Below are 22994 nucleotides of genomic sequence, written 5' to 3' on the forward strand. Positions count from 1 at the left end.
GCACATGGACGAAGCCCTGCACATCGCCAGCCTTGTAGTACATGCCCGGCCTGAATATTTCGACGCAGTCAAAGCCAACCTGCGCCTGCTGGACGGCGTGGAGCTGCACCAGGAAAGTCCTGCCGGAAAACTGGTGGTGGTCCTTGAAACCGTGCACGAAAACCAGATCCTTCAACGCATCGAACAGATCAACAACCTGCCGGGCGTACTCAACGCCGCGCTGGTCTACCACGAACTCCTCGAACCCGAAGGAGACATCGAATGAGCATGACCCGCCGAGCATTCGTCAAGGCGCAGGCCGCCGCCATTGCAGCTGCCGCCGCCGGACTGCCGATTGTGACCTCCGCCAGTAACCTGGTGACCGAAGCCGATATGGTCACCCTGGACTGGAACAAGGCGCCCTGCCGCTTCTGCGGTACAGGTTGCAGCGTGATGGTCGCGACCAAGGATAACCGGGTGGTTGCCACCCATGGCGACGTTAAGGCAGAGGTCAATCGCGGGTTGAATTGTGTGAAGGGCTATTTTCTGTCGAAGATCATGTACGGCGTTGATCGCCTGACCCAGCCGCTTTTGCGCATGACGAACGGCCAGTACGACAAGCAGGGCGAGTTCCAGCCGGTCAGCTGGGAGAAGGCCTTCGACATCATGGAACTGAAATTCAAGGAAGCGTTGAAGAGCAAAGGCCCCGAATCGGTCGGCATGTTCGGTTCCGGGCAATGGACCGTGTGGGAAGGCTACGCCGCCAACAAGCTGATGAAAGCAGGCTTTCGCAGCAACAATATCGACCCCAACGCCCGACATTGCATGGCCTCGGCGGTCATGGGCTTTATGCGCACTTTCGGTATGGATGAGCCGATGGGTTGCTATGACGACATCGAAGCCACCGACGCCTTTGTGCTCTGGGGCTCGAACATGGCCGAGATGCATCCGATTCTGTGGAGCCGCGTCACTGACCGGCGCCTGAGTTACCCGCACGTAAAAGTCGCCGTGCTGTCGACCTTCGAGCACCGCAGTTTCGAACTGGCCGACATCCCGATGGTATTCAAGCCGCAAACCGATCTGCTGATCCTCAACTACATCGCCAATCACATCATTGAAAGCGGAGCGGTGAATCAGGACTTCGTCAGCAAACACACACGCTTCGCCAAGGGGGCCGATGACATCGGCTACGGACTGCGCCCGGATGATCCACGGGAAAAACAGGCGAAGAATGCCGACAAGGCCAACACCTGGACAGACATCGACTTCGAGCAATTCGCTGCGTTCGTCAAACCCTACACACTGGAACGCACTGCCAAGGAGACCGGTGTATCGGCTGAACGGCTTAAAAGCCTGGCCGAGTTGTATGCCGCCCCCAAACGCAAGGTCGTGTCGTTCTGGACCATGGGTTTCAACCAGCACACGCGCGGCGTCTGGGCCAATAACCTGATCTACAACATCCATCTGCTCACCGGCAAAATCAGCGAGCCGGGCAACAGCCCTTTCTCGTTGACCGGTCAACCGTCGGCTTGCGGTACGGCACGCGAGGTCGGGACATTCTCCCACCGGTTGCCTGCCGACCTGGTGGTGACCAATCCCAAACATCGCGCCACCGCGGAAAACATCTGGAAACTGCCCGCCGGGACCATTCAGCCCAAACCTGGTTTTCACGCGGTGGAACAGAGCCGCATGCTCAAGGACGGCGTGCTCAACGTCTACTGGACCCAGGCCAGCAACAACATGCACGCCGGGCCGAACATCATGCAGGAAGTCCTGCCGGGGTGGCGTAACCCGGACAATTTCGTGATTGTTTCTGATGTCTATCCCACCGTGTCCGCCCAAGCCGCCGACCTGATCCTCCCCAGCGCCATGTGGGTTGAAAAGGAAGGCGCGTTTGGCAATGCCGAGCGGCGTACACAATTCTGGCATCAGTTGGTGAGTGCGCCGGGCGACGCCAAGTCGGACCTGTGGCAGTTGGTGGAGTTTTCCAAACGCTTCACCACCGATGAAACCTGGCCTGCCGAATTACTCGCCCAGTCTCCAGAATACAAGGGCAAGACCCTGTTCGACGTGCTGTTCAAGAACGGCCAGGTTGACCAGTTCCCCGTCGAGCAAATGGAAGCGGGCTATAAAAACGATGAGGCCAAGGCGTTTGGTTTCTACCTGCAAAAAGGTTTGTTCGAGGAGTACGCCCAATTTGGACGTGGCCACGGGCATGACCTTGCGGCATTCGACCGCTACCACAGCGAACGCGGGCTGCGCTGGCCGGTGGTCGACGGCAAGGAAACACGTTGGCGTTACCGCGAGGGGCTCGACCCCTATGTGGAGAAAGGCAGCGAAGTGCAGTTTTACGGCTACCCGGACAAGAAGGCGATCATTTTCGCCCTCCCCTACGAGCCGCCGGCGGAAGCGCCGGACGCCGATTACCCGTTCTGGCTCAGCACCGGCCGCGTTCTCGAACATTGGCATACCGGCACCATGACCCAACGGGTCGAGGAGCTGTACAAAGCCGTGCCTGACGCACTCGTCTACATGCACCCCGAAGACGCCAAAGCGTTGAAGGCACGCCGAGGCAGTGAAGTGAAGTTGATCAGCCGACGCGGTGAAATCCGTGCGCGCATCGAAACCCGCGGCCGCAACAAACCGCCTCAAGGGCTGGTGTTCGTGCCGTTCTTTGATGCCAACAAGCTGATCAACAAGGTCACGCTCGATGCCACCGACCCGATCTCCAAGCAGACCGACTATAAAAAATGCGCGATCCGAATCGAGTTGGTCAGCGTGGCCTGAGGAGAACCGTCATGCCTTTTCGAATCCTGCCATGGCTCTTGCTCGCCGCGATGGGCGTGGTGATCGCCGCCGAGGTCAACGACCCGCTCGATGCACCCGGGCCGGACGGGCGCCGGCCCGGTGGGACCCTGACCCAGATCCTGCCGGCCCCGCCCATCGCCAATGAAGAAAACAAGGACCTCAAGCGCGAACGCAACTACCCGGATCAGCCGCCCACCATCCCCCACAGCATTCGCGGTTATCAGATCGACATGAACGGCAACAAGTGTCTGTCCTGTCACAGCCGGGCCAACAGCGCGCGGACGCAGGCGACGATGATCAGCATCACTCACTACATGGACCGCGACGGCCAACCACTGGCGGCAGTATCACCGCGCCGATACTTTTGCAACCAATGCCACGTGCCGCAAACAGAGGCTGTCCCTCTGGTGGGCAACAGTTTCGAGACCATCGACAAAATACTGCAAGACGACGCCAACGCCGCACAGAAACGCTGAGGAGGCAACATGAAAGCTCTGTTCGCCTTGTTCAAGGATTACTGGGGCATTCTGCGTCGTCCGAGCCTCTACTACAGCCTGGGCTTTCTGACGCTTGGGGGCTTTATCGCCGGCATCATTTTCTGGGGCGGTTTCAACACCGCGCTCGAGCTGAGCAATACCGAGAAGTTCTGCATTTCCTGCCATGAGATGCGTGACAACGTGTTCGTCGAGCTCAAGGACACGATTCATTACACCAACCGTTCCGGCGTACGCGCCAGCTGTCCTGACTGCCACGTGCCCCACGAATGGACGCATAAGATCGCGCGCAAGATGCAGGCTTCAAAGGAGGTTTGGGGCAAGATTTTCGGCACCATCGATACCCGCGACAAGTTCCTCACCCTGCGCCGCGAACTGGCCGAACATGAGTGGGCCAGGCTCAAGGCCAACGACTCTCGCGAATGTCGCAACTGCCATAACTTCGAGTTTATGGACTTCACACGCCAGAGCAAGCGCGCTTCCGCCATGCATTCGACATCCCTGGCCAACGGTGAGGCCACCTGCATCGACTGCCACAAAGGCATTGCTCACAAGCTGCCCGATATGAGCGGAGTGAAAGGCTGGTAAGAAGGCGGCAAGTCGGCTATCGATTCACGACCCGCCGTCAACCAGCCTCACCCTGTGGCAGTCAGTCGGCCCAAGTTTTTGCCCGCTTGATGAGCGAACATCCATTGGCATCAGAGGTTGGCCAGACTCGTTGTCCAGCAGCACCGAACGCGTCTCCTGCGCCTCGAACAGAAAACGTTCGCCCCACTGCCTCATGCTGATCACCACCGGAAAAATCTCCCGTCCTTTGTCCGTAAGGACGTACTCCTTGTAGGCGCTTCCGTCTGAAGCCGGTCGAACGTCGAATACCCCGACCTCAACCAGCGCCTTCAGTCGCGATGCCAGAATATTCTTGGCCACGCCCAGGCTCTTTTGAAATTCGCTGAACCGGCGAATGTCGTCAAACGCGTCGCGGATGATCATGAGCGACCAACGATCCCCGATCGCATCCAGTGTTCTTGCTACGGGGCATTCGCTGCTGTGCGGTGAAGTGCCTTCGACCATCGTATTTACCTTTTGGATAAGAATTGCCTAGTCTGCCGATCAATCTGGTTGCAATTTAAAACTTGATTCAGCAATAATCGAAACAAGTTGTTAATTGAAACCAGTTTAACGCCATGGAGGCGCGCATGACAGCAGACGCCCAACGTTTCTCCCGGCAGCCTTCGCAATTGCCGCCTGTGGATGCGGTAGAAAGCAGCAGAACCGACCAGCCTGCGGGGCTTTCTCCATCGCTCACGTTATTGTTTTCCGTCACCTGCGCACTGGCCGTCGCCAATGTTTACTTCGCCCAACCCTTGCTCGCCTCAATGGCTGAAAGCCTGGGCGTCACCTCAGGGTTGATCGGGGTGGTGGTGACAGCCACTCAGGCTGGATACGCGCTGGGGTTGCTGTTCATCGTACCGTTGGGCGATCGGGTCAACCGTAAACGGCTGATTTTGACTCAAGTGATGCTGTCCGCAATTGCGCTGGCGGCAGTCGGTGCAGCACAGCAATGGCTGGCCCTGCTGGGAGCCATGATCGTCATGGGTTTGCTGGCCGTGGTCGTGCAGGTGCTGGTGGCCTATGCCGCCGTGCTGGCAACGCCCTCACAACGTGGGCAGGCCGTGGGAACCGTCACGAGTGGCGTTGTCCTGGGCATTCTTCTGGCGCGGTTCACCTCTGGGCTGATCGCCGATCTGGCGGGTTGGCGCGCTGTTTACTTCGTGTCCTCAGGATTGATGCTGATCCTCGCGGCGGTGTTCTGGAAAGTGGTGCCTGCCGCCGTGTCGCCACGCAATCAAGACGCCTATCCGACTCTCATCCGGTCGCTCTTCAAGCTGTTCATGACCGAGCCGATTTTACGGATCAGGGGCCTGCTGGCCTTGCTGATCTTTGCCGCTTTTTCGGTGCTGTGGACGTCCATGGTGCTGCCGTTGAGCGCTCCACCGCTGTCGCTTTCACACACGGCCATCGGCCTGTTTGGCCTGGCCGGCGTCGCCGGTGCGCTTGCTGCCAGAAGAGCCGGACGCTGGGCCGATCAAGGTTTTGGCCAACGAGTGACCGGCCTTTCGCTGGGGCTCCTGACACTTTCCTGGTTGCCCATCAGTTTCGCCGAGACGTCCCTGATCGCGCTGGTCTTGGGAGTGGTCCTGCTCGACTTCGCGGTGCAAGCCGTGCACGTCACCAACCAGAGCCTCATTTTTGCCGCACGACCCGACGCCCAAAGTCGCATGGTCGGCGCCTACATGTGTTTCTACTCGGTCGGCAGCGCGCTGGGGGCGGCAGCCGCGACTCAGGTTTATGCGCTCTGGGGCTGGACGGCAACCAGCCTGCTGGGCGCCTTGATCAGCGCGACTGCTTTGGTGCTGTGGGTTCTCACCAGCCGTTTTTCAACGACCCTTCAAGGAAGATCAACATGAAAGCCAGACACCTGCTACTCGCCATCTCGATCACTGCCATTTGGGGCCTGAATTTCTCGGTGATCAAACTGGGCCTCACCACCGTTGACCCGCTGATACTTGCCGGCATTCGCTTCACGCTTTGCGCCCTTCCAGCGATCTTTTTCATTCCGAAACCCGATGTGCAGTGGCGCTACATCATTGGTTACGGCCTGGTCTTCGGCATCGGACTGTGGGGCGTGGTCAACCTTGGCATCAAGTCTGGTCTTTCAGCCGGCATCGCTTCACTGGTGCTTCAGTTCAGCGCGTTTTTCACCCTTCTGCTGGGCGCCTGGATATTCAAGGAATCAATTTCCCGCTACCAACTGGCGGGTATGGGTATCGCCTGCTGTGGCTTGTTGAGCATCCTCTCGATTGTTGACGGAACCGTCACGACGGCCGGGCTGATTCTGGTGCTGCTGGGAGCGGTGGCCTGGAGTGTGGCCAACGTGATCAACAAAAAAGCCAGGACCACTCAGGTCTTCGCGTTCCTGGTATGGTCCAGCGCGTTTTCACCCATCCCGCTTTTCGCGCTTGATTACGCTGTCAACGGCTCGACGGGTTACAGAGCCTTGGTGAATCAACTCGACTACCGTGCCGTCCTGTCGATCCTGTTCCAGGTCTACCCCAACACCCTGTTCGGCTACTGGGTGTGGAATTCACTGCTGAAACGATATCCCGTGTCTACCGTCGCGCCCTTGTCGTTACTGGTGCCGGTATTCGGACTGCTCGGTTCAGTGATGATTTTCAATGAGAGCCTGTCGCTCAACAAAATCGTCGCCGTCGTTCTCATCGTGTCGGGTCTTGGGGTTGGTTTGTACGGACAGCGAGTGCTCGGTGCGGTGCTGAGGCGTTCTGACCGATGTTCATCGTGATACTTGTCCTATCCTTCTAACCAACCCACAACGTTGGACTTCAACATGCCCGCCCCCGAATCCACCCTCCTCGACAGCTGGCACCACAACGCCCACGCCTGGATCGAAGCCATCCGCAGCGGCGCCATCGAAAGCCGCCTCACAGTGACCGACCAGGCCATCCTGCTGGCGGTAATGGGTCGCCAGCCGGAGCGCGTGCTCGACCTGGGTTGCGGCGAAGGTTGGCTATTGCGCGCGTTAGCTAAACGAAACATCACGGCGGTCGGTGTGGATGGCGATGCAACGCTGGTCGAGGCGGCGCGGGCGGAGGGCTCTTCGCGGGTGCATCTGGCGAGCTATGAAGCGTTGGCGGCGGCGAAGGTGGACATCGGCCGCGACTACGATCTGATCTGCGCCAACTTCGCTTTGCTGCACCAAGACATCATCCCGCTGCTCGCCGCCATGAACGCCCTGCTCGCCCCTGGTGGTGCGCTGGTGATCCAGACGCTGCATCCATGGGCTGCAGCGGCGGGCGACTATCAGGATGGTTGGCGGGAAGAGACCTTCGCCGGGTTCAAGGGCCAGTGGCAACCCATGCCGTGGTATTTCCGCACCGTTTCCAGTTGGCTGAATGCGCTGGACATGGCCGGTTTTCGGTTGGCCGGCCTGCAAGAACCGCAGCACCCGCAAAGCCAGGTGCCGCAGTCGTTGCTGTTGGTGGCCGAGCCGCAGCGGTGAGTGTGGGTTAAGCACTATTCGGTCAGTGCGCAGCCTGCCCTTTCGCGTGTCGCGCAAACCCGATCTTGATGCCCACCAGCACAGGGGCGGCGACGGCAAAAAGCAGGGTCACGGCAAGGAACGCTGTGTCGAAGGCAATCACGGTTGATTGTCCTGACACGACCCGACCCAAAAGGCCCGCCGCTGCCCGGCCAGCGGCCACTGCATCCATCCCTTCCGCCATCAGCATCGCCGTGGTGGTCGTCAGCCGCTCAATGACCGCGGCACCTCCAGGAGTGACGCTGGTGCCGAGGACCACGGCATTGTTGACGACGTTATGCTCGATCAGAGTCTGTAGCCCTGCAACGCCCATCAGACCACCGAGTTGCCGTCCCGTATTGAAAAGGCCAATTCCGCAAGCGAGGTTTCGGCGCTTGAGGTCGCTGAACGCGATCAGCGTGATCGACAGAAACAGGAAACCAAGCCCCAGACCCCGCAACAGGACGGCGGCCATCATGTCGTCGGCACCGCTTTCGCTGGTCGAACCGGACAGCATCCACATCGCAACCATGATCATCAGGATGCCAAAAGGCACCGTGGCGAACGGCGCAACGTGGCGGGCCTGCATGAGCCAGGCGGCAACGAGCAGCGCGCCGATAAAAAACCCGCCACTGGGCAACAGCAGCAGCCCTGCATCGGTCGGCGTGAACCCGAGGACCGACAAGGCGAACACCGGAATCAGGAACGCGCTGCCGAACAAAGCAGCGCCGGCGACAAAACTGACGATAAAGGCAAAGGAAAAATCGCTCGATTTAAACAGCGTGAAGTCGAGCAACCCTTGGCCTTTTATCAGCAGTTGTTGGCCGAGAAAGGCTAACAGAGCCGCAATGCCGATCACGCTCAGCCACACAATGCGCGGCTCCTCGAACCAGTCCCAGCGGCTGCCCTGGCTGAGCACGTAGGTCAGACAGAACAGTGAGGCAGAGATCAGTGCGAAGCCGATCCAGTCAAACGGGCGCTGCCAGGGTTTGGCGGGTGTCGGGCGGTCTGCGATCAGTAACAGTCCGATAGCCGCCAAGGCCAGCGGGACAACGCTGAAGAAGATCCAGATCCACGATTGGCTGTCGATCAACCACCCTTGCAGGGCCGGGGCAACCGTTGCGGGCGCAACCACGGCGCCCATGGCAAACACGGCTTGAAGGATGGGTTGATGGGAGCGTTGATAGGCGCGAAAGATGATCGCCTGGCCGCCGACCAGCAGCGTGCCTGCGGCGAAACCTTGAATCATTCGCAGCGCGACCAGCACGTCCAGCTGAGCCGTGATGGCGGCAATGGCACACGCCAGGCCCATCGCCGTGATTGCGCCGATCATCACCTGACGCGGATCGAAACGGCTCAGCAACCAAGGAGAAGTCATGAAGCCGATCAACTTGAGCGCGGTGTAACCGACGTCCAGCCAGGCAAATTCGTCAGGCGTCGCGTAGGCGTCGCCAATGATGTCACTGCGACCGAGCGACAGAACCGTGCCGGCAATCGCTTCCGTCAGCGCGGCAAACACGATACCCAGCATGAGCAGGACGCCGGACGTCGTACTGGCGTTGCTCGGCGTGGCGGTGGCTGCCGGGTTCATGACCCGCTCCCGTTCTCAACCTCGACACGCGCCGACAGGCCCGGCACGATGCGACCCGGCAAAGGGTTATGCGCAAGGCGGATTTTGACCGGAACGCGCTGCACCACCCGCACAAAGTTCCCGGTCGCGTTGTCGGTGGGCAGCAAGCTGAACGCCGACCCGCTCCCCGGCGCAAAGCTGTCGACCACGCCTTCCAGTGCCCAGTCGGGGTAGCCGTCAACCGTGATGCGCACGCGCTGACCCGGGCGGATATGTTCGAGCTGGGTTTCCTTGAAGTTCGCCACGACCCACACATCATGGACCGGCACGATATCGAGCAAGGCAACGCCCGGCGTGACGAAACGGCCGATGCGCACCTGACGGTTACCGACCACGCCATCCACCGGCGCATGCACCACGGTGCTGTCAAGATCGATCTGGGCGAGGTCGCGCGCAGCCTGTGCCTGGATCACCGCCGCAACGGCCGCTTCGCGCTGCGCCACAAGCACGGCGATGCGTTGCTGCTGTGCCTCCACGGTTGCCGACGCGGCGGATACCGACGCCTCGGTTTTGGAGCGTGCCGCGCCGGTTTCATCGACCAGGGCCTGGCTGACCGCGTTGCTGATGATCAGTTTGCGGTTGCGATCGTGGGTCTTGTTCGCAAGGTTCATCTCGGCAGTGACTGAGCGCCGCTGTGCTTCAGCCTGCCGAATCAGGGAACGCTGGAGTTGGGTTTCCGCATCCACATGGCTCAGGCGCGCCTGGGCGGCGCTGACATTGGCCACGGCTTGCGCCAGCCGTGCGCGGTAGTCGCGGTCGTCGATACGGAACAGGACATCACCCGCCCGCACCGCCTGGTTGTCCTCGACCTCGACCGCCGTGACATAGCCGGGCACCTTGGCGGCGAGCGACGTCACATCGCCGCGGACATAAGCGTTGTCAGTCGAGGTCGAACCGCTCGAAACTGCCATCGCCCATCCGGCCGCCAACACCACAACCGCGCCGATGCACAGCAAGATGCCGATCCTCTTCTTCTTGCTTTGCCGCGCCACGACCACAGAGATCTCGGCGCTTGCGTCAGCGGTTGCGTGGGAGTTCATGTTCGTATTTCCTGTTTAATGCCAAGGACCTTCAGCCGGGCAGCAGTTGCCTGCAACCCGGCTGTCGAGCGTCGATGAGCGCGTTGACGGGCTCACTTCCCGGTGGGTGTGACGAGTTCCTTTTCACGCGTGTCGAGGACGAATACCGCCAGCAGGCGTGCAGGTTTCGTGTCGCTGGCGTTGGCGCTGACCTGGTGATGGGAGCCAGGCTCCTCGACGAAGTTTTCACCGGCGTTGTAGACCTTCTCCGGTTCGTCGTTGACTTGGCTACGGATCGCGCCCTCAAGGACCGTTGCGTAAATGAAGGCGGATTTCGGGTGCAGGTGGGCCGGCGACCCGGCACCCGGCCCGTACTCGACCAGCACGCCCCTCATGCTCTTGCCTGGGATGTTGGGAATGGGGCGGTCGAACACCACCGTCACCTTGCCCGCGGGCTTGTCGGCGGCCGACGCCGTGAGTGAGAACGCAGCGAAGGCCGCGGCCAGGATAATTCGGCTGAACATGGCATATCTCCTGCTGTACAGGTTTCATGAGGGCGCGACCCGATGTCGGGTCAACGCTTTCCAGGAGCCTTAGCGACCCGTCTGGGTGGTCGACTGACCGATCCAGTCCTCGAAGCGAATCGTGCCCAGGCGGGGGTTCTTGCCTGGGGTCAGCGATTGATCGTCGAGCACGGAGCCGAAGTAACGCGCGTGCACATCCGGTACAACCTTGCGGTTGTCCTGAGTTGCGCGCAGAAAACGCCTGATCAGTTCGTCGAGGGGCATGGCTTCGGGCCCGGCGACTTCGACCGTGCCGTTGACCGGTGCTGCCAGCACAACATCGACGAGCGCCGCCGCCACGTCGTCGGACGCCATCGGCTGGATCAGCGCCGGTGACAGGCAAATCTGCTCGTCGACGGTGGCCGCCTGCGCGATGCCGCTGACAAATTCGAAGAACTGCGTGGCACGCACAATGGTGTAAGGAACGCCGGACGCCTTGATCAGGTTTTCCTGGGCAATCTTGGCTACGAAATAGCCGCTGTCGGGAAGCCGTTCGCTACCGACGACCGACAGGGCGACGTGATGGCGAACGCCGGCGGCCACTTCGGCGGCCAGCAGGTTGCGACTCGACGCTTCGAAGAATTCGAGGACGGCCTGGTCTTCCCACGACGGCGCGTTAGCCACGTCGACCACAACCTCGGTGCCATCCATCGCGGCGGCCAGGCCTTCGCGAGTGACGGCGTTCACCCCTGTGCTGGGGGACGCTGCGAGCACGTCATGGCCGCGCTCGCGGAGGTTCTTCACAAGTTTCGATCCGATGAGGCCGGTGCCTCCAATGACGACGATCTTCATGGGCTTTCTCCCTCCGCTTTTCGACGGCAAACATTGCTGTCGATGGAGTGAAGAGTGACGCCGCCCGCGTGGGAAGTCCTTGTACTGACCTTGAGTTTGTCTTTGGACAACCTTGGTTTTTCGTCCAAAAGCACAGCGACGGGTGGGTTCCCATGCTGGACGGTGCAGCGGGTTTCGAGCTGCCGTATGATCGACCCCACGTACCAATCGCCAGCTCGGACACGGAGTCGAGGGCGCTCGACCAGGGGATGCTCACCTTGCCATTCGTGTTTGAAGACTACGTGCTCGACCAGGAGCGCCGGGAACTGACCTTGCGCGGGCAAGTCGTGGCCATCGGCCCCCAGGTCTTCGATCTCTTGTTGCAGCTCGTCAGCAACCGCGATCGGGTGGTCAGCAAGGACGACCTGCTCAACGCGGTATGGAGCGGTCGGATCGTCTCGGAATCAACAATCACCAGCCACATCAACGCGGTGCGCAAGGCCATTGGCGATACCGGCGAGGAACAGCGCCTGGTGCGCACGGTCGCCCGCAAGGGTTACCGCTTTGTCGGTGAAATCAGGGTCGCTGAGACCGGCGAAACAGGCATCGACGAACACACACCGATTGATCCGAATCCATCGCCTGCCGCCCCGCTCGTCCTGCCGGAAAAACCTTCCATCACCGTCTTGCCGTTCCACAATTTGAGCGGCGATCCGGAGCAGGACTATTTCGCCGACGGCATGGTGGAGGACATCATCGCCGCCCTGTCGCGAATCCGCTGGCTGTTCGTCATCGCGCGCAATTCGAGCTTCACCTACAAGGGCCGCGCGGTCGACGTCAAAGGCGTTGGCCAGGAGCTCGGCGTGCGTTACGTGCTGGAAGGCAGCGTGCGCAAATCCGGGAACAAGGTGCGCATCACCGGGCAGCTCATCGATGTGACGAGCGGGACGCATATCTGGGCGGAGCGCTTCGAAGGCCTGCTCGACGACATCTTCGAACTGCAGGACCAGATCGCCGAAAGCGTCGTCGGCGCCATCGCCCCACAACTCGAACGGGCGGAAATCGAGCGCGCCAAGCGCAAACCGACGGAAAGCCTCGACGCCTACGATTACTACCTGCGCGGCATGGCGAAACTGCACAGCGGCACCCGGGAAGACATCGCAGAAGCGCTGCCGTTGTTCTACAAGGCCATCGAGCTCGATGCAGAATTTGCATCAGCCTACGGCATGGCCGCCTGGTGCCATTTCTGGCGCAAGTTGAATGGCTGGATGACCGATCGCACGCAAGAAATCGCCGAGGGCGTGCGGCTCGCGCGACTGGCGGTGGCGCTCGGTCGGGAGGATGCGGTGGCGCTGACCCGAGGCGGACACGCACTGGCCCATCTCGCCGGCGATGTCGATGGCGGCATTGCCCTGCTCGACAGGGCGCGCATGCTCAATCCCAACCTCGCCCCCGCCTGGTTCCTGGGAGGGATCCTGCGCGCACTGCACGGTGAATCAGACGAAGCGATTGAGCATTTGACCCATGCCGTTCGCTTGAGTCCGCTGGATCCGGAAATGTTCCGGATGCAGGTGGGGATGGCGCTCTCGCATTTCTTCGCCGGCCGTTACGACGTTGCGTTGGCCTGGGCGGAAAAGGCGCTGGGGAACCTGCCCAGTCTTTTGCCGCCGGTCGCGCTGATGGCGGCCAGTCATGCGCTCAGCGGACGAATGGACAAAGCGAAAAGGGCAATGCAGCGCTTGCAAGAGCTGGATCCATCGTTGCGACTCTCCAACCTGAAGGCATGGCTGCCCATCCAGCGAACCGAGGATCTCTCGCGGTTCGCAGATGGACTGCGGCTGGCCGGATTGCCCGAGTGACCGCGGCCCGATTGCAGCGTTAAAATCCGCCCGGTCTGGTTCACCTGTTTGAGGAAGACCCCGTTATGTCCAGTCTCGACACCTCTTTGCAAGACACCGCCGCGCCTGAAGGCGTTTGTTATGGCTGCGGCAGCAGCAATCCGCACGGGCTCCACATCAAGAGCTTCTGGCATGAAGACGGCGTGCATGTCATGGCCGAGCACGTGCCTGATGCCATGTACTGCGGCTGGCCGGATCTGGTGTACGGCGGATTGATCGCGATGCTGGTTGACTGCCATTCAAACTGGACGGCAATGGCTTATCACTACCGTGCGGAAAACCGCGAAGCCGCCAGCCTCCCCCGCATCAATTGCGTCACCGGCAACCTCGGCATCAAGTTCATCAAACCGACACCGATGGGCGTACCACTGACCCTGCGTGCACGAGTGGAAGGCGATGTCGGGCGCAAAACCCGTGTCATTTGCGAGGTTTACGCCGGGGACGTTATAACGGCTGTTGGAGACTCGGTTTTTGTTCGCGTGGATACCGAGCAACTGGCGGCGGTTGCGCATAATCGGTAGGTTGTTTCCATGCTCCAGAGACAGTCTGTTTGGGCGCATGTCTTTTCTTGCTGATGGGCTAAAACTGGCTAATAAAGGTCAGTCGTGCCTGATTGCAATCGGACAATAGCGCTCATTTAGATGTGTCTTTGAAGTTAGCGGCGATTCAAGTAAATCGAATCTCTTTAAACGCCAAAGTTAAACGCGATAGAGATTCGCGGCCTCGCCCCTTCAAAACGTCGCACTGAATGCATCAGCCACGACGGGAACATGATGAAAGTTCCACTTCTGGCTGCACACGTACTACTAAAGCCGGAAGTCAGGCAATCTTCGACTCTCATTCGCAGCGCAGGATTGTAGGTCGATGCAACCATACCGCGCGGGTCTGCAAACTCCAGATCACCTCCAACTGCAGGGTCGTCCTCTCGGCCGCCGGCGTCGACCCAGTAAACCCCTGACCAAAACGCACCCGGTTGCCCATGAAGTGAATTGCTGTGGCCTGCCTCATTTACATTTGCCCAGGCGTTGAGTTTCCACGCGAAACCAGGCTCGGTTAACCCGTATTGTTCGCTATGAACTGCCGTCAGTTGAATGGCGAACTCAGTGGCGAACCTTACAAAAGCATTGCAGGCTTCCCCTTCCCATTCAGGGAAATCGTTCGCGGACTGCCAGCCACCGTCTGACTTCGGCCTGTACGGCATAAGCCGGCGCCTCCACCGCATTGAAATCTTGTGTATACCGCTGGGCAAACCCTTCTACGCCCCATTCCTGATACTGCTGCACATGCTTGAGTTCGTGCGCCCAGAGTGCGACGTTCTCTTCAGCGGTTTGCGCATCCCGGAAGAGGATGATGTCAATCAGCGTCACGGCACCGACATCGGGGTTTTGCAATATGGCAGTGGCGGCGCTGAACTGACCGTCGTTGCTGACTTTGTAGCGCGCGGTATCGAGAACGCCGGGATCGTACCAGCGCAGCAGTTGCTCCCGGATGTTCGGTGGAATGGGTTGAGTTCCGGCGACGGCTGCTTCGGCGCGGGCTTGAGTCAGCCACAGTGCCAGGGCAGGTGATGCGATCTGGTAGATGTCATCAGGCAGGGGGCCGAGCAGCGGTCCCACGTCTGGCAGGCAGATGCAGTCGTCCAGGCACACTTGTTTTTCGCCAGCCGGACAGGCGCTGTCCCGGGCTGGCACTTCAAGCGTCAGGCAAAGAACAAACAGCGCCACCAGGCGCGTGATGATGGGCGACATTGGGCGCTCCAGGCACGGACGCAGCGCGCGAGCCGGCTCCATAGACATTAGCTTCCCGTGCTGAACCTGCCTCACGCCGCTTATCAAATACCCCTGCTCGTCCGCATCGTTTATACGTCGCCTCAACTACGGTTATTCCACGACCGAGTTCCAACCGAGGAGCGCAGTACATGTCCAGAATCCTCTCTCTGATGTTTGCCGCCCTGGTCCTCTGCACCAGCCCGGCGATGGCGGACACGCTCAAGATCGGCGTGATCGGCGCCGGGAACGTCGGCGGCACGCTTGGCACTCTATGGGTAAAAGCTGGGCACTCGGTGTTGTTTTCGTCACGCCACCCCGAGGAGCTGGCGGGCCTGGTCAAGACGGTCGGCCCCAACGCTCAGGCGGGCTCGGTCAGCGATGCTGCGGCATGGGGCGACGTGATCGTGTTGAGTGTTCCCTACGGCGCAATGCCGGTGCTGTCCGAACAGCTGAAGGGCAAGCTGGACGGCAAAGTGGTGTTCAGCACCAGCAACCCATTCAGCGGACGTGATGGGGACGTCGGGCGCAAGGCGCTGGATCTGGGCGTCGCCCTGGCGGATCAACAATATCTGCCCGGAGTGCACCTGGTCCGGGCGTTCAATGCCATTGGCTACGCATCAATGAAAGACCTGTCTGGCAAAGGCAAGGCGATTCCCGTTTTCGCTGACGATGCCCAAGCCCGAGAGCTCGGCGCCCGGTTAGTGCGCGACGCCGGATTTGTACCGGTGCTTTTCCCGCTGGCGCGAGCCAATGAAGGTTTGCCGGGCGGCCCGCTCAGCGGCGTCTGGAGTGAGGTCGAGCTCAAGCAAAAGCTGGGCCCTTAGCGAGCAATGCCGGAATACTGAAACTCGGCGAATTTTGAAACCGATACAATCCCGGACCCAACAACGTCTAATCTAAATAGAGTACGACCACAAACACGCCTATCGCCTCTTGATACAGGGGAAACGGGATGGCCGGTAATACAGCACGCCAATGCTCGTCATGGGTCATACCCTCCCTGCTTGCCATCAACCTGGCGCTGATCGCAGGATGTTCTGGCAAAACCTCCACCGCTCGCTATGCAACCTCAAGCGTAGGCTCGGCCTGCTATGCAAAAGCGCTCCCCACCGCCGGCGAGGGTGGCCTTGCCTGGGGCAACACCTTGAGCGTGGCGCGCAAAAAATCCCTGGATAATTGCATCCGCTATGCCGGCCGATCCGGTGGCACGCCCAATACCTGCCAAGTGGTGTTGGCGGAGTGCAGGAATTGATAGAGCGGTAGCGAGGCAGGTCGTTCGGTTTGCGGTGGGCAGCAGGATGCGGACGAAGTCACGTCGTGTGGCGGAGGACGCCCGTTCCACCCGTTAAAGAACGGCAATAAGGCGGACGTCCACATCAGGAAAAATCGAGGACAAACGAGGAGTAAAATCGGGCTTCGAACTTATGCAAATCCGAGGAACGACAGGATAACCACGACGACCACCACTAACCCGACGATGTAGATGATGTTGTTCATGAAACCCACCTCTCAACCAGAATAGGAATGCGGCACGAGGGCATTACAACTAAACGTTAGTGCACCTTTGCTCGCAATTCCATTCGACGACAGGCCGGGCTCATTTCCTTGTTCGTAATTTTCCCCGAGACACATCGACGCTTGCTCACGGATTACAGTCAAAATGTATTTGGGGCGGTGGGATTTTCCAGCTCATGCGGTTACGGGTGGTACCGGGTATACCCTGAACTGCACGGCAGCCTCCCGACACAAAAATGCCGAGGCCATGTTCAATGAACCGATGTCATAAAAAATGGTGTCCGGATGCAATGACAAAACGACTGATCTTCCCAAGCTAGTGAGTCCAGTGTCAGATCGGAAGCTGGCTTTCACGACGGGCAGCAACCGGCCAGAAGTGGGCATTCAGTAACTCAACCGTGCACCAAGTAGGCCCCTGATGGAACCCGATATCGCAGCTTCTTGCATTTGCCGGGTGCGGGCTGATGCCCCGGCGGGCGATCAGGAAACCAGATTCGGCATTTACCCGGAGGCGGTAAATGGCCACGGGGAATCACAAGCTCATCGTACGCAGGCTCTGGCTCGACGGAAGCCATTTGCGATTTTCCTTCGGGCCGAGGCCTGTCAACCGTCGGTGAATCCAATACCCGGTCTGCCTTTGCGCGAGCGAAGTTGCCAGCGCCGCGCCCAGTGTCCTGAGTGGATTGTTCAACAACGCCCATTTCTGCTTCGCTGCGCCTTTGGGTCTCCACTTCCAGCCTCTTCTGAACTGCGACCAGGTCCGCTTTGGCACTGGGTGGGGTACCCGAAGACTGGGCCTGCTGCGCCGCCTGGATCAATTGGAAGTTGCGGTTGCGTAACTCGACGTTGCGACCAACCCGCATGTTCGAGCGCGCCGCCAAGGTTTCAGCCTGCTGGTACTGCCCCTGCTGAAGACGCAACACACCGAGGTAATGCAGCGTCGCGGGATTGTTCGGCTGGATATGCAGGGCTCGCTCCAGCGTGGCAGCGGCTTGGTCCAACTGGCCATTTTCATACTGCCGCGAGGCGGTTTCGATTAGGGTGGTTGAAGCGCTGTTACTTTGCGCTGCCGCTCTTCGCTCAGCAGCAACCGAACAAAGAGATGCAACGGCGCAGAACACCAGGATGAGACCCGGCAGAAAACTCTTGGTTGGCATGAGGGGGCGGACTCGACTGATCTCGGACGGCACTGCCGTAAAACAGACTACAGCGCTGCTCGGCATTTCCGATACAGGGCCCCAATTGACCTGGCCAATACCCTGAAGTTCCCACTGCAACAACGCACAAGAGTGGTCAAGGGCATGCGGGCCTCGGTCAGTATGCGGGCATAGTCTCGCGATCGTCATTCAAGTAAAGCAAAGGCAGCGATCAGGCGTGTAATGCGCTAAAGGCGAACGTTCACCACCGCATTTCTCAGGCAAACGCCGCCTCGACAAACGCCTCCAGCGCCTTGTCTTCCAGAATCTCTATAGAGAAATGCCCGAAGCGCTTGGGCAACCAGATGATGCGTGCACCGGACGGGGATTGCAGGTTTTCGCGGGCCAACGGCTGTCCGTTTTCGTCTTCGGGCTGGACACCCGCGGCGATCAATTCGTCATAGGCCTTCTCGATGTCCGGTGTCGAGTAGCAATGGCGGTAAATCATCCCGTCGCCCGTCGCCCAAAGAGCAAATCATCGCCGAAGTACTCCTGCCTTTACCTGACCGAACACTAATCGTAGAACGGCTCAACCGACACGCGACTGCCGACAAAAAAGCTGTCGGCAACCAGTCGCAGCGGCTGGAGGTCCAGGTCACTGGCTTTGTCGCCTATCAGCTGTTGAAAATGTCGATACACCGCCGCGTACTCGCCCTCCTCCGATACGGCCTGGCGCACGCCGTCGATACTCAGCAGCGCGCCACCGTTGTCCAGTCGCAGGATGCCTTCGGTGCAGCGAATCTCGATGCTCCAGAGTTCGTCATGACCGTGGTCGAAGTCGAACTCCGCGCGGACATCGAGGTGACGCGCGTCAGACATTTTGATGGAAGCGGCAATAGGCGACTGGCAGTTATTGGGGACTCGCAGCTCGGCAGACTCGACAAACAGCGGCAGCGCCAGCAGATGGGTGGCAATCGACAAGGCATTGATGCCGGGATCGAAGACGCCCAGGCCACCTGGTTGCCAGATCCATGTCTGGCCGGGGTGCCACTTGCGCACGTCTTCCTTCCAGTCGATCTGTACGCTTTGCAGGGTGCGGGTGGCCAGCCAGTCACGGGCGGCTTCGATGCCGGGCGCGTAGCGTGAATGCCAGGCAAACAAACCGCTGACGCCTTGCTCCCCAGCCAGATTCACCAACGCCATCGCTTCACCCAGCGTGGCGCACGGCGGTTTTTCTACCAGCACATGTTTGCCAGCGGCCAGCGCTAGTTGCACCAGCGCGAAACGTCCTTGTGGCGGGGTGCAAAACGCAATCGCGTCGACGTGCGGGCCGTTTTCGAGCAGCTCGCTCAGGGATTGAAAGTTCTCCACCCCGGCGCAGGGCTGCCCTTGTGTTGCGACAGACACCAACTGGAACGCGGGGTTGGCGTTGATAGCGGGGACGTGTTGATCCTGGGCAATCTTGCCGTAGCCCACCAGACCGAGACGGATCGGTTGCATCAATGACTCCTGATTTTTTGTTTTATCTTGATACGCGAATCGGCAAGATTACGTTTGTGCAGCGGGCAAGTCATTGATGACGTGCATGCATTCCTTCTGGCGCACCTCCCTCGGGGTCGACGATGTACAAGCGGAGTACGCGCGGCTTTGTGCCGACGGTGTCCATTTCACTCAGCCTCCGACGGCGATGGGACCGGGCACCCCCGCTATATTCGAAGACACTTGCGGCAATCTGATCCAGATCGCCCAACAGTGAGTCAAGACGATCTGCACCGTTCTCAATACGTTCAGAAGCCACGAGTGTGGGATCAAAGGCAACACTGTGTTCACTCCCAACGCAAACCGCGCTGGGTTTCGAGTCCCCACACTATTGGAAGCCTGAATCATGAATACCTTGAACATTGAGAACTACGGAACGAATGGCACCTCTCAGAAAGTTTCGCTCGGGGTTAGAACCACGGCGATCGGCACCTATGGTGCTTATGTCGCTCTTGCCATCATTTACTTCTGGTTTGGCGGCATGAAATTTACGCACTATGAAGCCGAGGGCCTGGTTCCGCTGGTGAGCAACAGCCCCTTCCTGGGTTGGGTTTACAACATTTTCAGTGTCGATACGTTCTCCAGTCTGCTCGGTGTCCTGGAAGTCTCGATCGGTGTTCTTATTGCTGGCCGCCTGCTTTCACCCAAGCTGTCACTGATCGGTGGTGCGTTGTCGGCAGGATTGTTTTTCACGACCTTGAGCTTTATGTTTTCGACACCCGGCGTGATTGAACCCGGCCTCGGTTTCCCAGCCATTTCGGTTGCGCCAGGTCAGTTTCTCCTGAAAGACATCGGGTTGCTTGCCGTTTCCATCTTCGTGGCCGGCCATTCTCTGACTGCTCTGGAAAGCCGTTAAAACGATGATTTGTCCTCCTGGAATGGTCTGAAACCGTTCGATGCTTTCAGGCCATTTCTCCTTCACCCTCTCCTGCCGAATCCTTCATCCAGTCCCGGGGACTGCAGCCCGTCTTGCGACGAAACGCACGGGCAAGCGCCGAAGGGCTTTCATAACCGACCTCGGCGGCGATGAGTGTAATCGGCCGCCCTTCACGCAAACGCTTCTGCGCCAGGCTGATACGCCAACTCAATAGGTAATCAGCCGGTGTCTGCCCTATAACGACCCGAAAATGCACGGCATAGGCAGCACGCGACATGTTCGACTCGCTAGCAAGCTCGGCAATCAACCAGGGACGATGAGGTGCGTTGTGTATCTGTACCAGAGAGCGCGCCAGTCGTGGATCGGCCAGCCCGGCCATCATTCCGGTACGTAGTTGGTGGTGGTCGAGGAGATGCCGAAACAACAGGATGATCAGCAGTTCGAACAAGCGATCCAGCGCGGCCTCCCTGCCACAATGTCCGCCGGCCGCTTCAACGAACATCCATCTCAGCGTGTCGGCCAGCAGAGGTAGCTCATCCAGGGACAGCACCAGCAAATCGGGTAACGAAGCCGATAACGGGTTATCGATACCGCCCTCAAACTCCATTGACGCGCACAGGAGTTGCGCCCCTTCTGGTTCACCGGCAAACAGTTGATGGCGGCGTGGGCGTGGCAGAAAAATCAGACTGGGCCGGGTCAGCACCAAGTCCTTGCGATCGAGCCCCAGCAACGTGACGGCACCGGCCTGAAGCAGATGAATATGACCGCGCTGGTCAGCGCCATCGTATGCCGCCATGCCGCATAGCTTGCCGTTGTAGAAAAGGTTTGCGCGCACGCCGAACTGCGACAACAGGGTAGACAAGCGGTCCATGGGCGATCTCTTGGCGAGATGTAGATACGCTGCAGCATATCACCCACGGTTTGCGGTTCGATTGGGCTCATTCTCATGCGGCATTCAATGTCATGTCCGGTCTGAATTTTCCGGTTTTTCTGCGATCACCCAACTTATGTAGCAGTTGGCGAAGCCTGCGTCCGGCTGCGCAGCAGTCGTGAAACCTGAGTTCGCGGACTTCCTGCAACACCTCGTCGTCTGATTTCACGACTGCTGCGCAGCCGGACGCAGGCTTCGCCAGCTGCTACAGGTCGCGTTGTGGCTTGACGCTACCGTCGATTTTTTATGCATCACTTGCAGCAGCGCTCCCCAACCCGGCAAAAACACGACGCCGTAATCTCCACGTCAGCCCGGGCCGTTGCCAGGTCAAGTCGAGTTTTGGCAGCCGCGGCTTCAGCGTCCCGTCCCAGGCGTTTCAGGCATTCCACATAACCGTGGAGGCTCCACACATTGTCCAGATGCCAGGACGCGCGGCTGAGTGTGTTATCCAGTCCGAGATCGGCTCGATAGGCCTGCAAGGCTTCTTCCACCCTGCCCTGTTCCAGGAGCAACGCGCCCAATGCATGTCTGACCGGTTGCATCCAGCCCCATGGCTCGTCATAAGGCAGGTTGTCGTCCAGTGCCAAGGCCTCACGCAAGTGCGCAAACGCGCTGTCGTGGTTGCCTTTGCGGTACTCGATTTCCCCGCGCAACATGGCATCGGCGACCGCCAGTATGTCGAGGCAGGTGTTGTTGAAGATATAACGTGTTGCCGGCACTCGGCTCAGGGCATTGATGAAGAGTTGCTGTTCGGTTTCTGCGGCGGCGACATGCCCGCAAGCCGCGTGCGCCACGCCTCTGGCGTAATGCAGCATCGCGGTGGTCACGCAGTACAACGCCTGGTCATTGGGCAGCGGCGTGGCGAGTATGTCCTGCCATTTGCCGAAGCGGATCTGCACGTGGACCTTCATCGACACGAAGCCTTCCAGCCAGTCGGCCATGGGCGGCTGCTCCACGCGCAGCAGCTCTTCCTTGATGGTAGCGATCAGTTGATCGGCGGCTTTCAGGGCCGGTTGGTACTGCCCGAGGAACATCGCCGAATAGAGTTTGAAGTGGTAGTTGTGGCTTCGGTACAGGGTGTAGAAATTGATGGGGCCTTCCTGTTGCAGGTATTTGCTGTCGGCCTGGATCGCCCGGCTGTTGGTGATCATGGCCCCACGGTAATCGCCGCAGAGCACATCGATGTGCGACGGCATATGACGTAGATGCCCGGCGTCCGGCACCAGGTCGCGCAGGACGTCGCCGGCGCGTAACGCCCGCTCCGGGTAAGGCGACATTTCCATCGTGTGGACGTACATGTGCAGCACACCCGGGTGCGGCGCATCGCCGTGCTGCTCCATCCGCCGCAGCGCCTTCTCCAGCACGGCCACCGCTTCCAGTGTGTCGGCGCCCGGTGCCGGCGTACCGGTTTTCAGATCCCATAATTGCCAGGGCGTGCGGTCGATCAGCGCTTCGGTAAACAGCGCAACGACGTCTAGATCATCAGGGAAGAATTTGTAGACGTCGCGCATGGCCGCCGCGTAGGCGTCGTTCCAGGCGAAGAGTTGCTCAAGGCTGGCCGCTTCATCAGCCTGATAGCGTTTATCCAGCGCCCGGATCAACGCCTGCTCCACCGGTTTGGCACCCTCGAGATGCGCCAACGCGGTGTGCGTCGCAAGCCGGGCGCGGGCCACGGCTTCTTTCAACTCTTGCTCTATGAACGCATCCCAACGCTTGTTGTAATTGGGCCCCGAGGCGTAGGCGATGCCCCAGTAGGCCATCACGCAGCCGCTGTCGTGTTCGATGGCTTTGTGGAAACAGCGAATGGATTCGTCGTGGTTGTAGCCGTAGCACCAGATCAGACCGCGATCGAACCAGAGCTGGGCCTGGGGTGAATGGGTCGTTACCGCGCGGCTGTAGGTGCCTAAATCGTAATAGTCGTGCATCGATTTAGCCTCTCGATCAGAGCATGAAACCTCGCAGGAAATGC

Annotated in this window: 23 protein-coding genes and 2 pseudogenes; 13 read left to right on the forward strand and 12 right to left on the reverse strand. The window is 59.7% G+C overall.

Going from position 1 to position 22994, the window contains the following annotated elements:
- The first annotated feature begins 4 nt into the window (after positions 1-4).
- From ACYZTY_RS16530 to ACYZTY_RS16545, 4 genes are read left to right on the forward strand one after another with little or no spacing between them, the layout of a single operon-like run.
- Positions 5-265, forward strand: a complete 261-nt coding sequence (locus tag ACYZTY_RS16530; protein ID WP_461954610.1) for a chaperone NapD — start codon at positions 5-7, stop codon at positions 263-265.
- Positions 262-2766, forward strand: coding sequence for a nitrate reductase catalytic subunit NapA (napA, locus tag ACYZTY_RS16535; protein ID WP_461954611.1), 2505 nt, complete (start codon positions 262-264; stop codon positions 2764-2766). Before ACYZTY_RS16530 ends, napA begins: the two co-directional genes overlap by 4 nt.
- Positions 2767-2777: 11 nt before the next feature.
- Positions 2778-3263 carry a nitrate reductase cytochrome c-type subunit gene (locus ACYZTY_RS16540; RefSeq protein WP_461954612.1) on the forward strand — a complete coding sequence of 162 codons (486 nt, stop codon included), beginning with the start codon at positions 2778-2780 and terminating at the stop codon, positions 3261-3263.
- Positions 3264-3272: 9 nt separating this feature from the next.
- Positions 3273-3869, forward strand: a complete 597-nt coding sequence (locus ACYZTY_RS16545) for a cytochrome c3 family protein (protein WP_461954613.1) — start codon at positions 3273-3275, stop codon at positions 3867-3869.
- Between the two features lie 24 nt (positions 3870-3893).
- Here the strand turns inward: ACYZTY_RS16545 and ACYZTY_RS16550 are convergent, their stop codons facing one another.
- A complete protein-coding gene (locus ACYZTY_RS16550; RefSeq protein ID WP_461954614.1) occupies positions 3894-4352 on the reverse strand; it encodes a winged helix-turn-helix transcriptional regulator in 459 nt (152 codons plus the stop codon).
- Positions 4353-4477: 125 nt separating this feature from the next.
- Here ACYZTY_RS16550 and ACYZTY_RS16555 point away from each other — a divergent pair, with 125 nt between their 5' ends.
- Genes ACYZTY_RS16555 through ACYZTY_RS16565 form a run of 3 tightly spaced genes read left to right on the forward strand, consistent with a single transcriptional unit; the run spans position 4478 to position 7359 of the window.
- Positions 4478-5749, forward strand: coding sequence for an MFS transporter (locus ACYZTY_RS16555; protein WP_461954615.1), 1272 nt, complete (start codon positions 4478-4480; stop codon positions 5747-5749).
- On the forward strand, positions 5746-6642 hold the full coding sequence (locus tag ACYZTY_RS16560) for an EamA family transporter (protein WP_461954616.1): 897 nt from the start codon (positions 5746-5748) through the stop codon (positions 6640-6642). Before ACYZTY_RS16555 ends, ACYZTY_RS16560 begins: the two co-directional genes overlap by 4 nt.
- 45 nt (positions 6643-6687) lie before the next feature.
- Positions 6688-7359: a class I SAM-dependent methyltransferase gene (locus tag ACYZTY_RS16565; protein WP_461954617.1), complete on the forward strand. Its 672-nt coding sequence runs from the start codon at positions 6688-6690 to the stop codon at positions 7357-7359.
- A gap of 22 nt (positions 7360-7381) precedes the next feature.
- Here the strand turns inward: ACYZTY_RS16565 and ACYZTY_RS16570 are convergent, their stop codons facing one another.
- The 4 genes from ACYZTY_RS16570 to ACYZTY_RS16585 all read right to left on the reverse strand — a co-directional run bounded on the left by ACYZTY_RS16570 (position 7382) and on the right by ACYZTY_RS16585 (position 11381).
- Positions 7382-8968 (reverse strand): MFS transporter, encoded by a 1587-nt coding sequence (locus tag ACYZTY_RS16570; protein WP_461954618.1) that lies wholly within the window; start codon positions 8966-8968, stop codon positions 7382-7384.
- Complete coding sequence (locus ACYZTY_RS16575) at positions 8965-10047, reverse strand: HlyD family secretion protein (RefSeq protein WP_461954619.1); 1083 nt, start codon at positions 10045-10047, stop codon at positions 8965-8967. The genes ACYZTY_RS16570 and ACYZTY_RS16575 overlap by 4 nt, the downstream gene beginning before the upstream one ends.
- Before the next feature lie 92 nt (positions 10048-10139).
- Positions 10140-10550 (reverse strand): cupin domain-containing protein, encoded by a 411-nt coding sequence (locus ACYZTY_RS16580; protein ID WP_461954620.1) that lies wholly within the window; start codon positions 10548-10550, stop codon positions 10140-10142.
- Between the two features lie 69 nt (positions 10551-10619).
- Positions 10620-11381 (reverse strand): SDR family oxidoreductase, encoded by a 762-nt coding sequence (locus tag ACYZTY_RS16585; RefSeq protein ID WP_461954621.1) that lies wholly within the window; start codon positions 11379-11381, stop codon positions 10620-10622.
- A 257-nt stretch (positions 11382-11638) separates the two neighbouring features.
- On the opposite strand from ACYZTY_RS16585, the gene ACYZTY_RS16590 reads away from it, so the two are divergent.
- Positions 11639-13219: a winged helix-turn-helix domain-containing protein gene (locus ACYZTY_RS16590; RefSeq protein WP_461959335.1), complete on the forward strand. Its 1581-nt coding sequence runs from the start codon at positions 11639-11641 to the stop codon at positions 13217-13219.
- A 65-nt stretch (positions 13220-13284) separates the two neighbouring features.
- Positions 13285-13779 (forward strand): PaaI family thioesterase, encoded by a 495-nt coding sequence (locus ACYZTY_RS16595; RefSeq protein WP_461954622.1) that lies wholly within the window; start codon positions 13285-13287, stop codon positions 13777-13779.
- A gap of 164 nt (positions 13780-13943) precedes the next feature.
- Here ACYZTY_RS16595 and ACYZTY_RS16600 read toward each other — a convergent pair whose 3' ends face one another.
- Both ACYZTY_RS16600 and ACYZTY_RS16605 read right to left on the reverse strand, forming a co-directional pair.
- Positions 13944-14480, reverse strand: a complete 537-nt coding sequence (locus ACYZTY_RS16600; protein ID WP_461954623.1) for a putative 2OG-Fe(II) oxygenase — start codon at positions 14478-14480, stop codon at positions 13944-13946.
- On the reverse strand, positions 14404-15006 hold the full coding sequence (locus ACYZTY_RS16605) for an eCIS core domain-containing protein (RefSeq protein ID WP_461954624.1): 603 nt from the start codon (positions 15004-15006) through the stop codon (positions 14404-14406). Before ACYZTY_RS16605 ends, ACYZTY_RS16600 begins: the two co-directional genes overlap by 77 nt.
- Positions 15007-15176: 170 nt before the next feature.
- Between ACYZTY_RS16605 and ACYZTY_RS16610 the strand changes: the two genes are divergently transcribed.
- Positions 15177-15851 (forward strand): NADPH-dependent F420 reductase, encoded by a 675-nt coding sequence (locus ACYZTY_RS16610; protein WP_461954625.1) that lies wholly within the window; start codon positions 15177-15179, stop codon positions 15849-15851.
- A 128-nt stretch (positions 15852-15979) separates the two neighbouring features.
- Positions 15980-16279 (forward strand): hypothetical protein, encoded by a 300-nt coding sequence (locus tag ACYZTY_RS16615; protein ID WP_461954626.1) that lies wholly within the window; start codon positions 15980-15982, stop codon positions 16277-16279.
- 655 nt (positions 16280-16934) lie between these two features.
- Here ACYZTY_RS16615 and ACYZTY_RS16620 read toward each other — a convergent pair.
- The 3 genes and pseudogenes from ACYZTY_RS16620 to ACYZTY_RS16630 all read right to left on the reverse strand — a co-directional run bounded on the left by ACYZTY_RS16620 (position 16935) and on the right by ACYZTY_RS16630 (position 19178).
- The gene (locus tag ACYZTY_RS16620; protein WP_461954627.1) at positions 16935-17699 is read right to left on the reverse strand and encodes a tetratricopeptide repeat protein; all 765 of its coding nucleotides are present in this window, start codon (positions 17697-17699) and stop codon (positions 16935-16937) included.
- A gap of 256 nt (positions 17700-17955) precedes the next feature.
- Positions 17956-18198: pseudogene (locus tag ACYZTY_RS16625) on the reverse strand (VOC family protein); the annotation flags it as partial.
- A gap of 53 nt (positions 18199-18251) precedes the next feature.
- Positions 18252-19178, reverse strand: a complete 927-nt coding sequence (locus ACYZTY_RS16630) for a Gfo/Idh/MocA family protein (RefSeq protein ID WP_461954628.1) — start codon at positions 19176-19178, stop codon at positions 18252-18254.
- A 103-nt stretch (positions 19179-19281) separates the two neighbouring features.
- Between ACYZTY_RS16630 and ACYZTY_RS16635 the strand changes: the two are divergent.
- Both ACYZTY_RS16635 and ACYZTY_RS16640 read left to right on the forward strand, forming a co-directional pair.
- Positions 19282-19434 (forward strand): annotated as a pseudogene (locus ACYZTY_RS16635) (VOC family protein); the annotation flags it as partial.
- A gap of 129 nt (positions 19435-19563) precedes the next feature.
- Positions 19564-20073: a YkgB family protein gene (locus ACYZTY_RS16640; RefSeq protein WP_461954629.1), complete on the forward strand. Its 510-nt coding sequence runs from the start codon at positions 19564-19566 to the stop codon at positions 20071-20073.
- A gap of 46 nt (positions 20074-20119) precedes the next feature.
- On the opposite strand, the gene ACYZTY_RS16645 is transcribed toward ACYZTY_RS16640, so the two are convergent.
- A complete protein-coding gene (locus ACYZTY_RS16645) occupies positions 20120-20965 on the reverse strand; it encodes a helix-turn-helix transcriptional regulator (RefSeq protein WP_461954630.1) in 846 nt (281 codons plus the stop codon).
- 311 nt (positions 20966-21276) lie between these two features.
- Positions 21277-22950: a hypothetical protein gene (locus ACYZTY_RS16650; RefSeq protein WP_461954631.1), complete on the reverse strand. Its 1674-nt coding sequence runs from the start codon at positions 22948-22950 to the stop codon at positions 21277-21279.
- Between the last annotated feature and the right edge of the window lie 44 nt (positions 22951-22994).

The organism is Pseudomonas sp. LB1P83, assembly GCF_054897885.1.

What these genes read in the sequence shown, in the direction of transcription:
- ACYZTY_RS16560 (WP_461954616.1), top strand. Translation starts at nt 5,746, where the DNA reads ATGAAAGCCAGACACCTGCTACTCGCCATCTCGATCACTGCCATTTGG.
- ACYZTY_RS16545 (WP_461954613.1), top strand. Translation starts at nt 3,273, where the DNA reads ATGAAAGCTCTGTTCGCCTTGTTCAAGGATTACTGGGGCATTCTGCGT.
- ACYZTY_RS16645 (WP_461954630.1), bottom strand. Translation starts at nt 20,965, where the DNA reads ATGGACCGCTTGTCTACCCTGTTGTCGCAGTTCGGCGTGCGCGCAAAC.
- ACYZTY_RS16640 (WP_461954629.1), top strand. Translation starts at nt 19,564, where the DNA reads ATGAATACCTTGAACATTGAGAACTACGGAACGAATGGCACCTCTCAG.
- ACYZTY_RS16650 (WP_461954631.1), bottom strand. Translation starts at nt 22,950, where the DNA reads ATGCACGACTATTACGATTTAGGCACCTACAGCCGCGCGGTAACGACC.
- ACYZTY_RS16610 (WP_461954625.1), top strand. Translation starts at nt 15,177, where the DNA reads ATGTCCAGAATCCTCTCTCTGATGTTTGCCGCCCTGGTCCTCTGCACC.
- ACYZTY_RS16570 (WP_461954618.1), bottom strand. Translation starts at nt 8,968, where the DNA reads ATGAACCCGGCAGCCACCGCCACGCCGAGCAACGCCAGTACGACGTCC.
- ACYZTY_RS16580 (WP_461954620.1), bottom strand. Translation starts at nt 10,550, where the DNA reads ATGTTCAGCCGAATTATCCTGGCCGCGGCCTTCGCTGCGTTCTCACTC.
- ACYZTY_RS16530 (WP_461954610.1), top strand. Translation starts at nt 5, where the DNA reads ATGGACGAAGCCCTGCACATCGCCAGCCTTGTAGTACATGCCCGGCCT.
- ACYZTY_RS16605 (WP_461954624.1), bottom strand. Translation starts at nt 15,006, where the DNA reads ATGTCGCCCATCATCACGCGCCTGGTGGCGCTGTTTGTTCTTTGCCTG.
- ACYZTY_RS16555 (WP_461954615.1), top strand. Translation starts at nt 4,478, where the DNA reads ATGACAGCAGACGCCCAACGTTTCTCCCGGCAGCCTTCGCAATTGCCG.
- ACYZTY_RS16585 (WP_461954621.1), bottom strand. Translation starts at nt 11,381, where the DNA reads ATGAAGATCGTCGTCATTGGAGGCACCGGCCTCATCGGATCGAAACTT.
- ACYZTY_RS16620 (WP_461954627.1), bottom strand. Translation starts at nt 17,699, where the DNA reads ATGCCAACCAAGAGTTTTCTGCCGGGTCTCATCCTGGTGTTCTGCGCC.
- ACYZTY_RS16575 (WP_461954619.1), bottom strand. Translation starts at nt 10,047, where the DNA reads ATGAACTCCCACGCAACCGCTGACGCAAGCGCCGAGATCTCTGTGGTC.
- ACYZTY_RS16540 (WP_461954612.1), top strand. Translation starts at nt 2,778, where the DNA reads ATGCCTTTTCGAATCCTGCCATGGCTCTTGCTCGCCGCGATGGGCGTG.
- ACYZTY_RS16595 (WP_461954622.1), top strand. Translation starts at nt 13,285, where the DNA reads ATGTCCAGTCTCGACACCTCTTTGCAAGACACCGCCGCGCCTGAAGGC.
- ACYZTY_RS16615 (WP_461954626.1), top strand. Translation starts at nt 15,980, where the DNA reads ATGGCCGGTAATACAGCACGCCAATGCTCGTCATGGGTCATACCCTCC.
- ACYZTY_RS16630 (WP_461954628.1), bottom strand. Translation starts at nt 19,178, where the DNA reads ATGCAACCGATCCGTCTCGGTCTGGTGGGCTACGGCAAGATTGCCCAG.
- ACYZTY_RS16565 (WP_461954617.1), top strand. Translation starts at nt 6,688, where the DNA reads ATGCCCGCCCCCGAATCCACCCTCCTCGACAGCTGGCACCACAACGCC.
- napA (WP_461954611.1), top strand. Translation starts at nt 262, where the DNA reads ATGAGCATGACCCGCCGAGCATTCGTCAAGGCGCAGGCCGCCGCCATT.
- ACYZTY_RS16600 (WP_461954623.1), bottom strand. Translation starts at nt 14,480, where the DNA reads ATGCGGTGGAGGCGCCGGCTTATGCCGTACAGGCCGAAGTCAGACGGT.
- ACYZTY_RS16550 (WP_461954614.1), bottom strand. Translation starts at nt 4,352, where the DNA reads ATGGTCGAAGGCACTTCACCGCACAGCAGCGAATGCCCCGTAGCAAGA.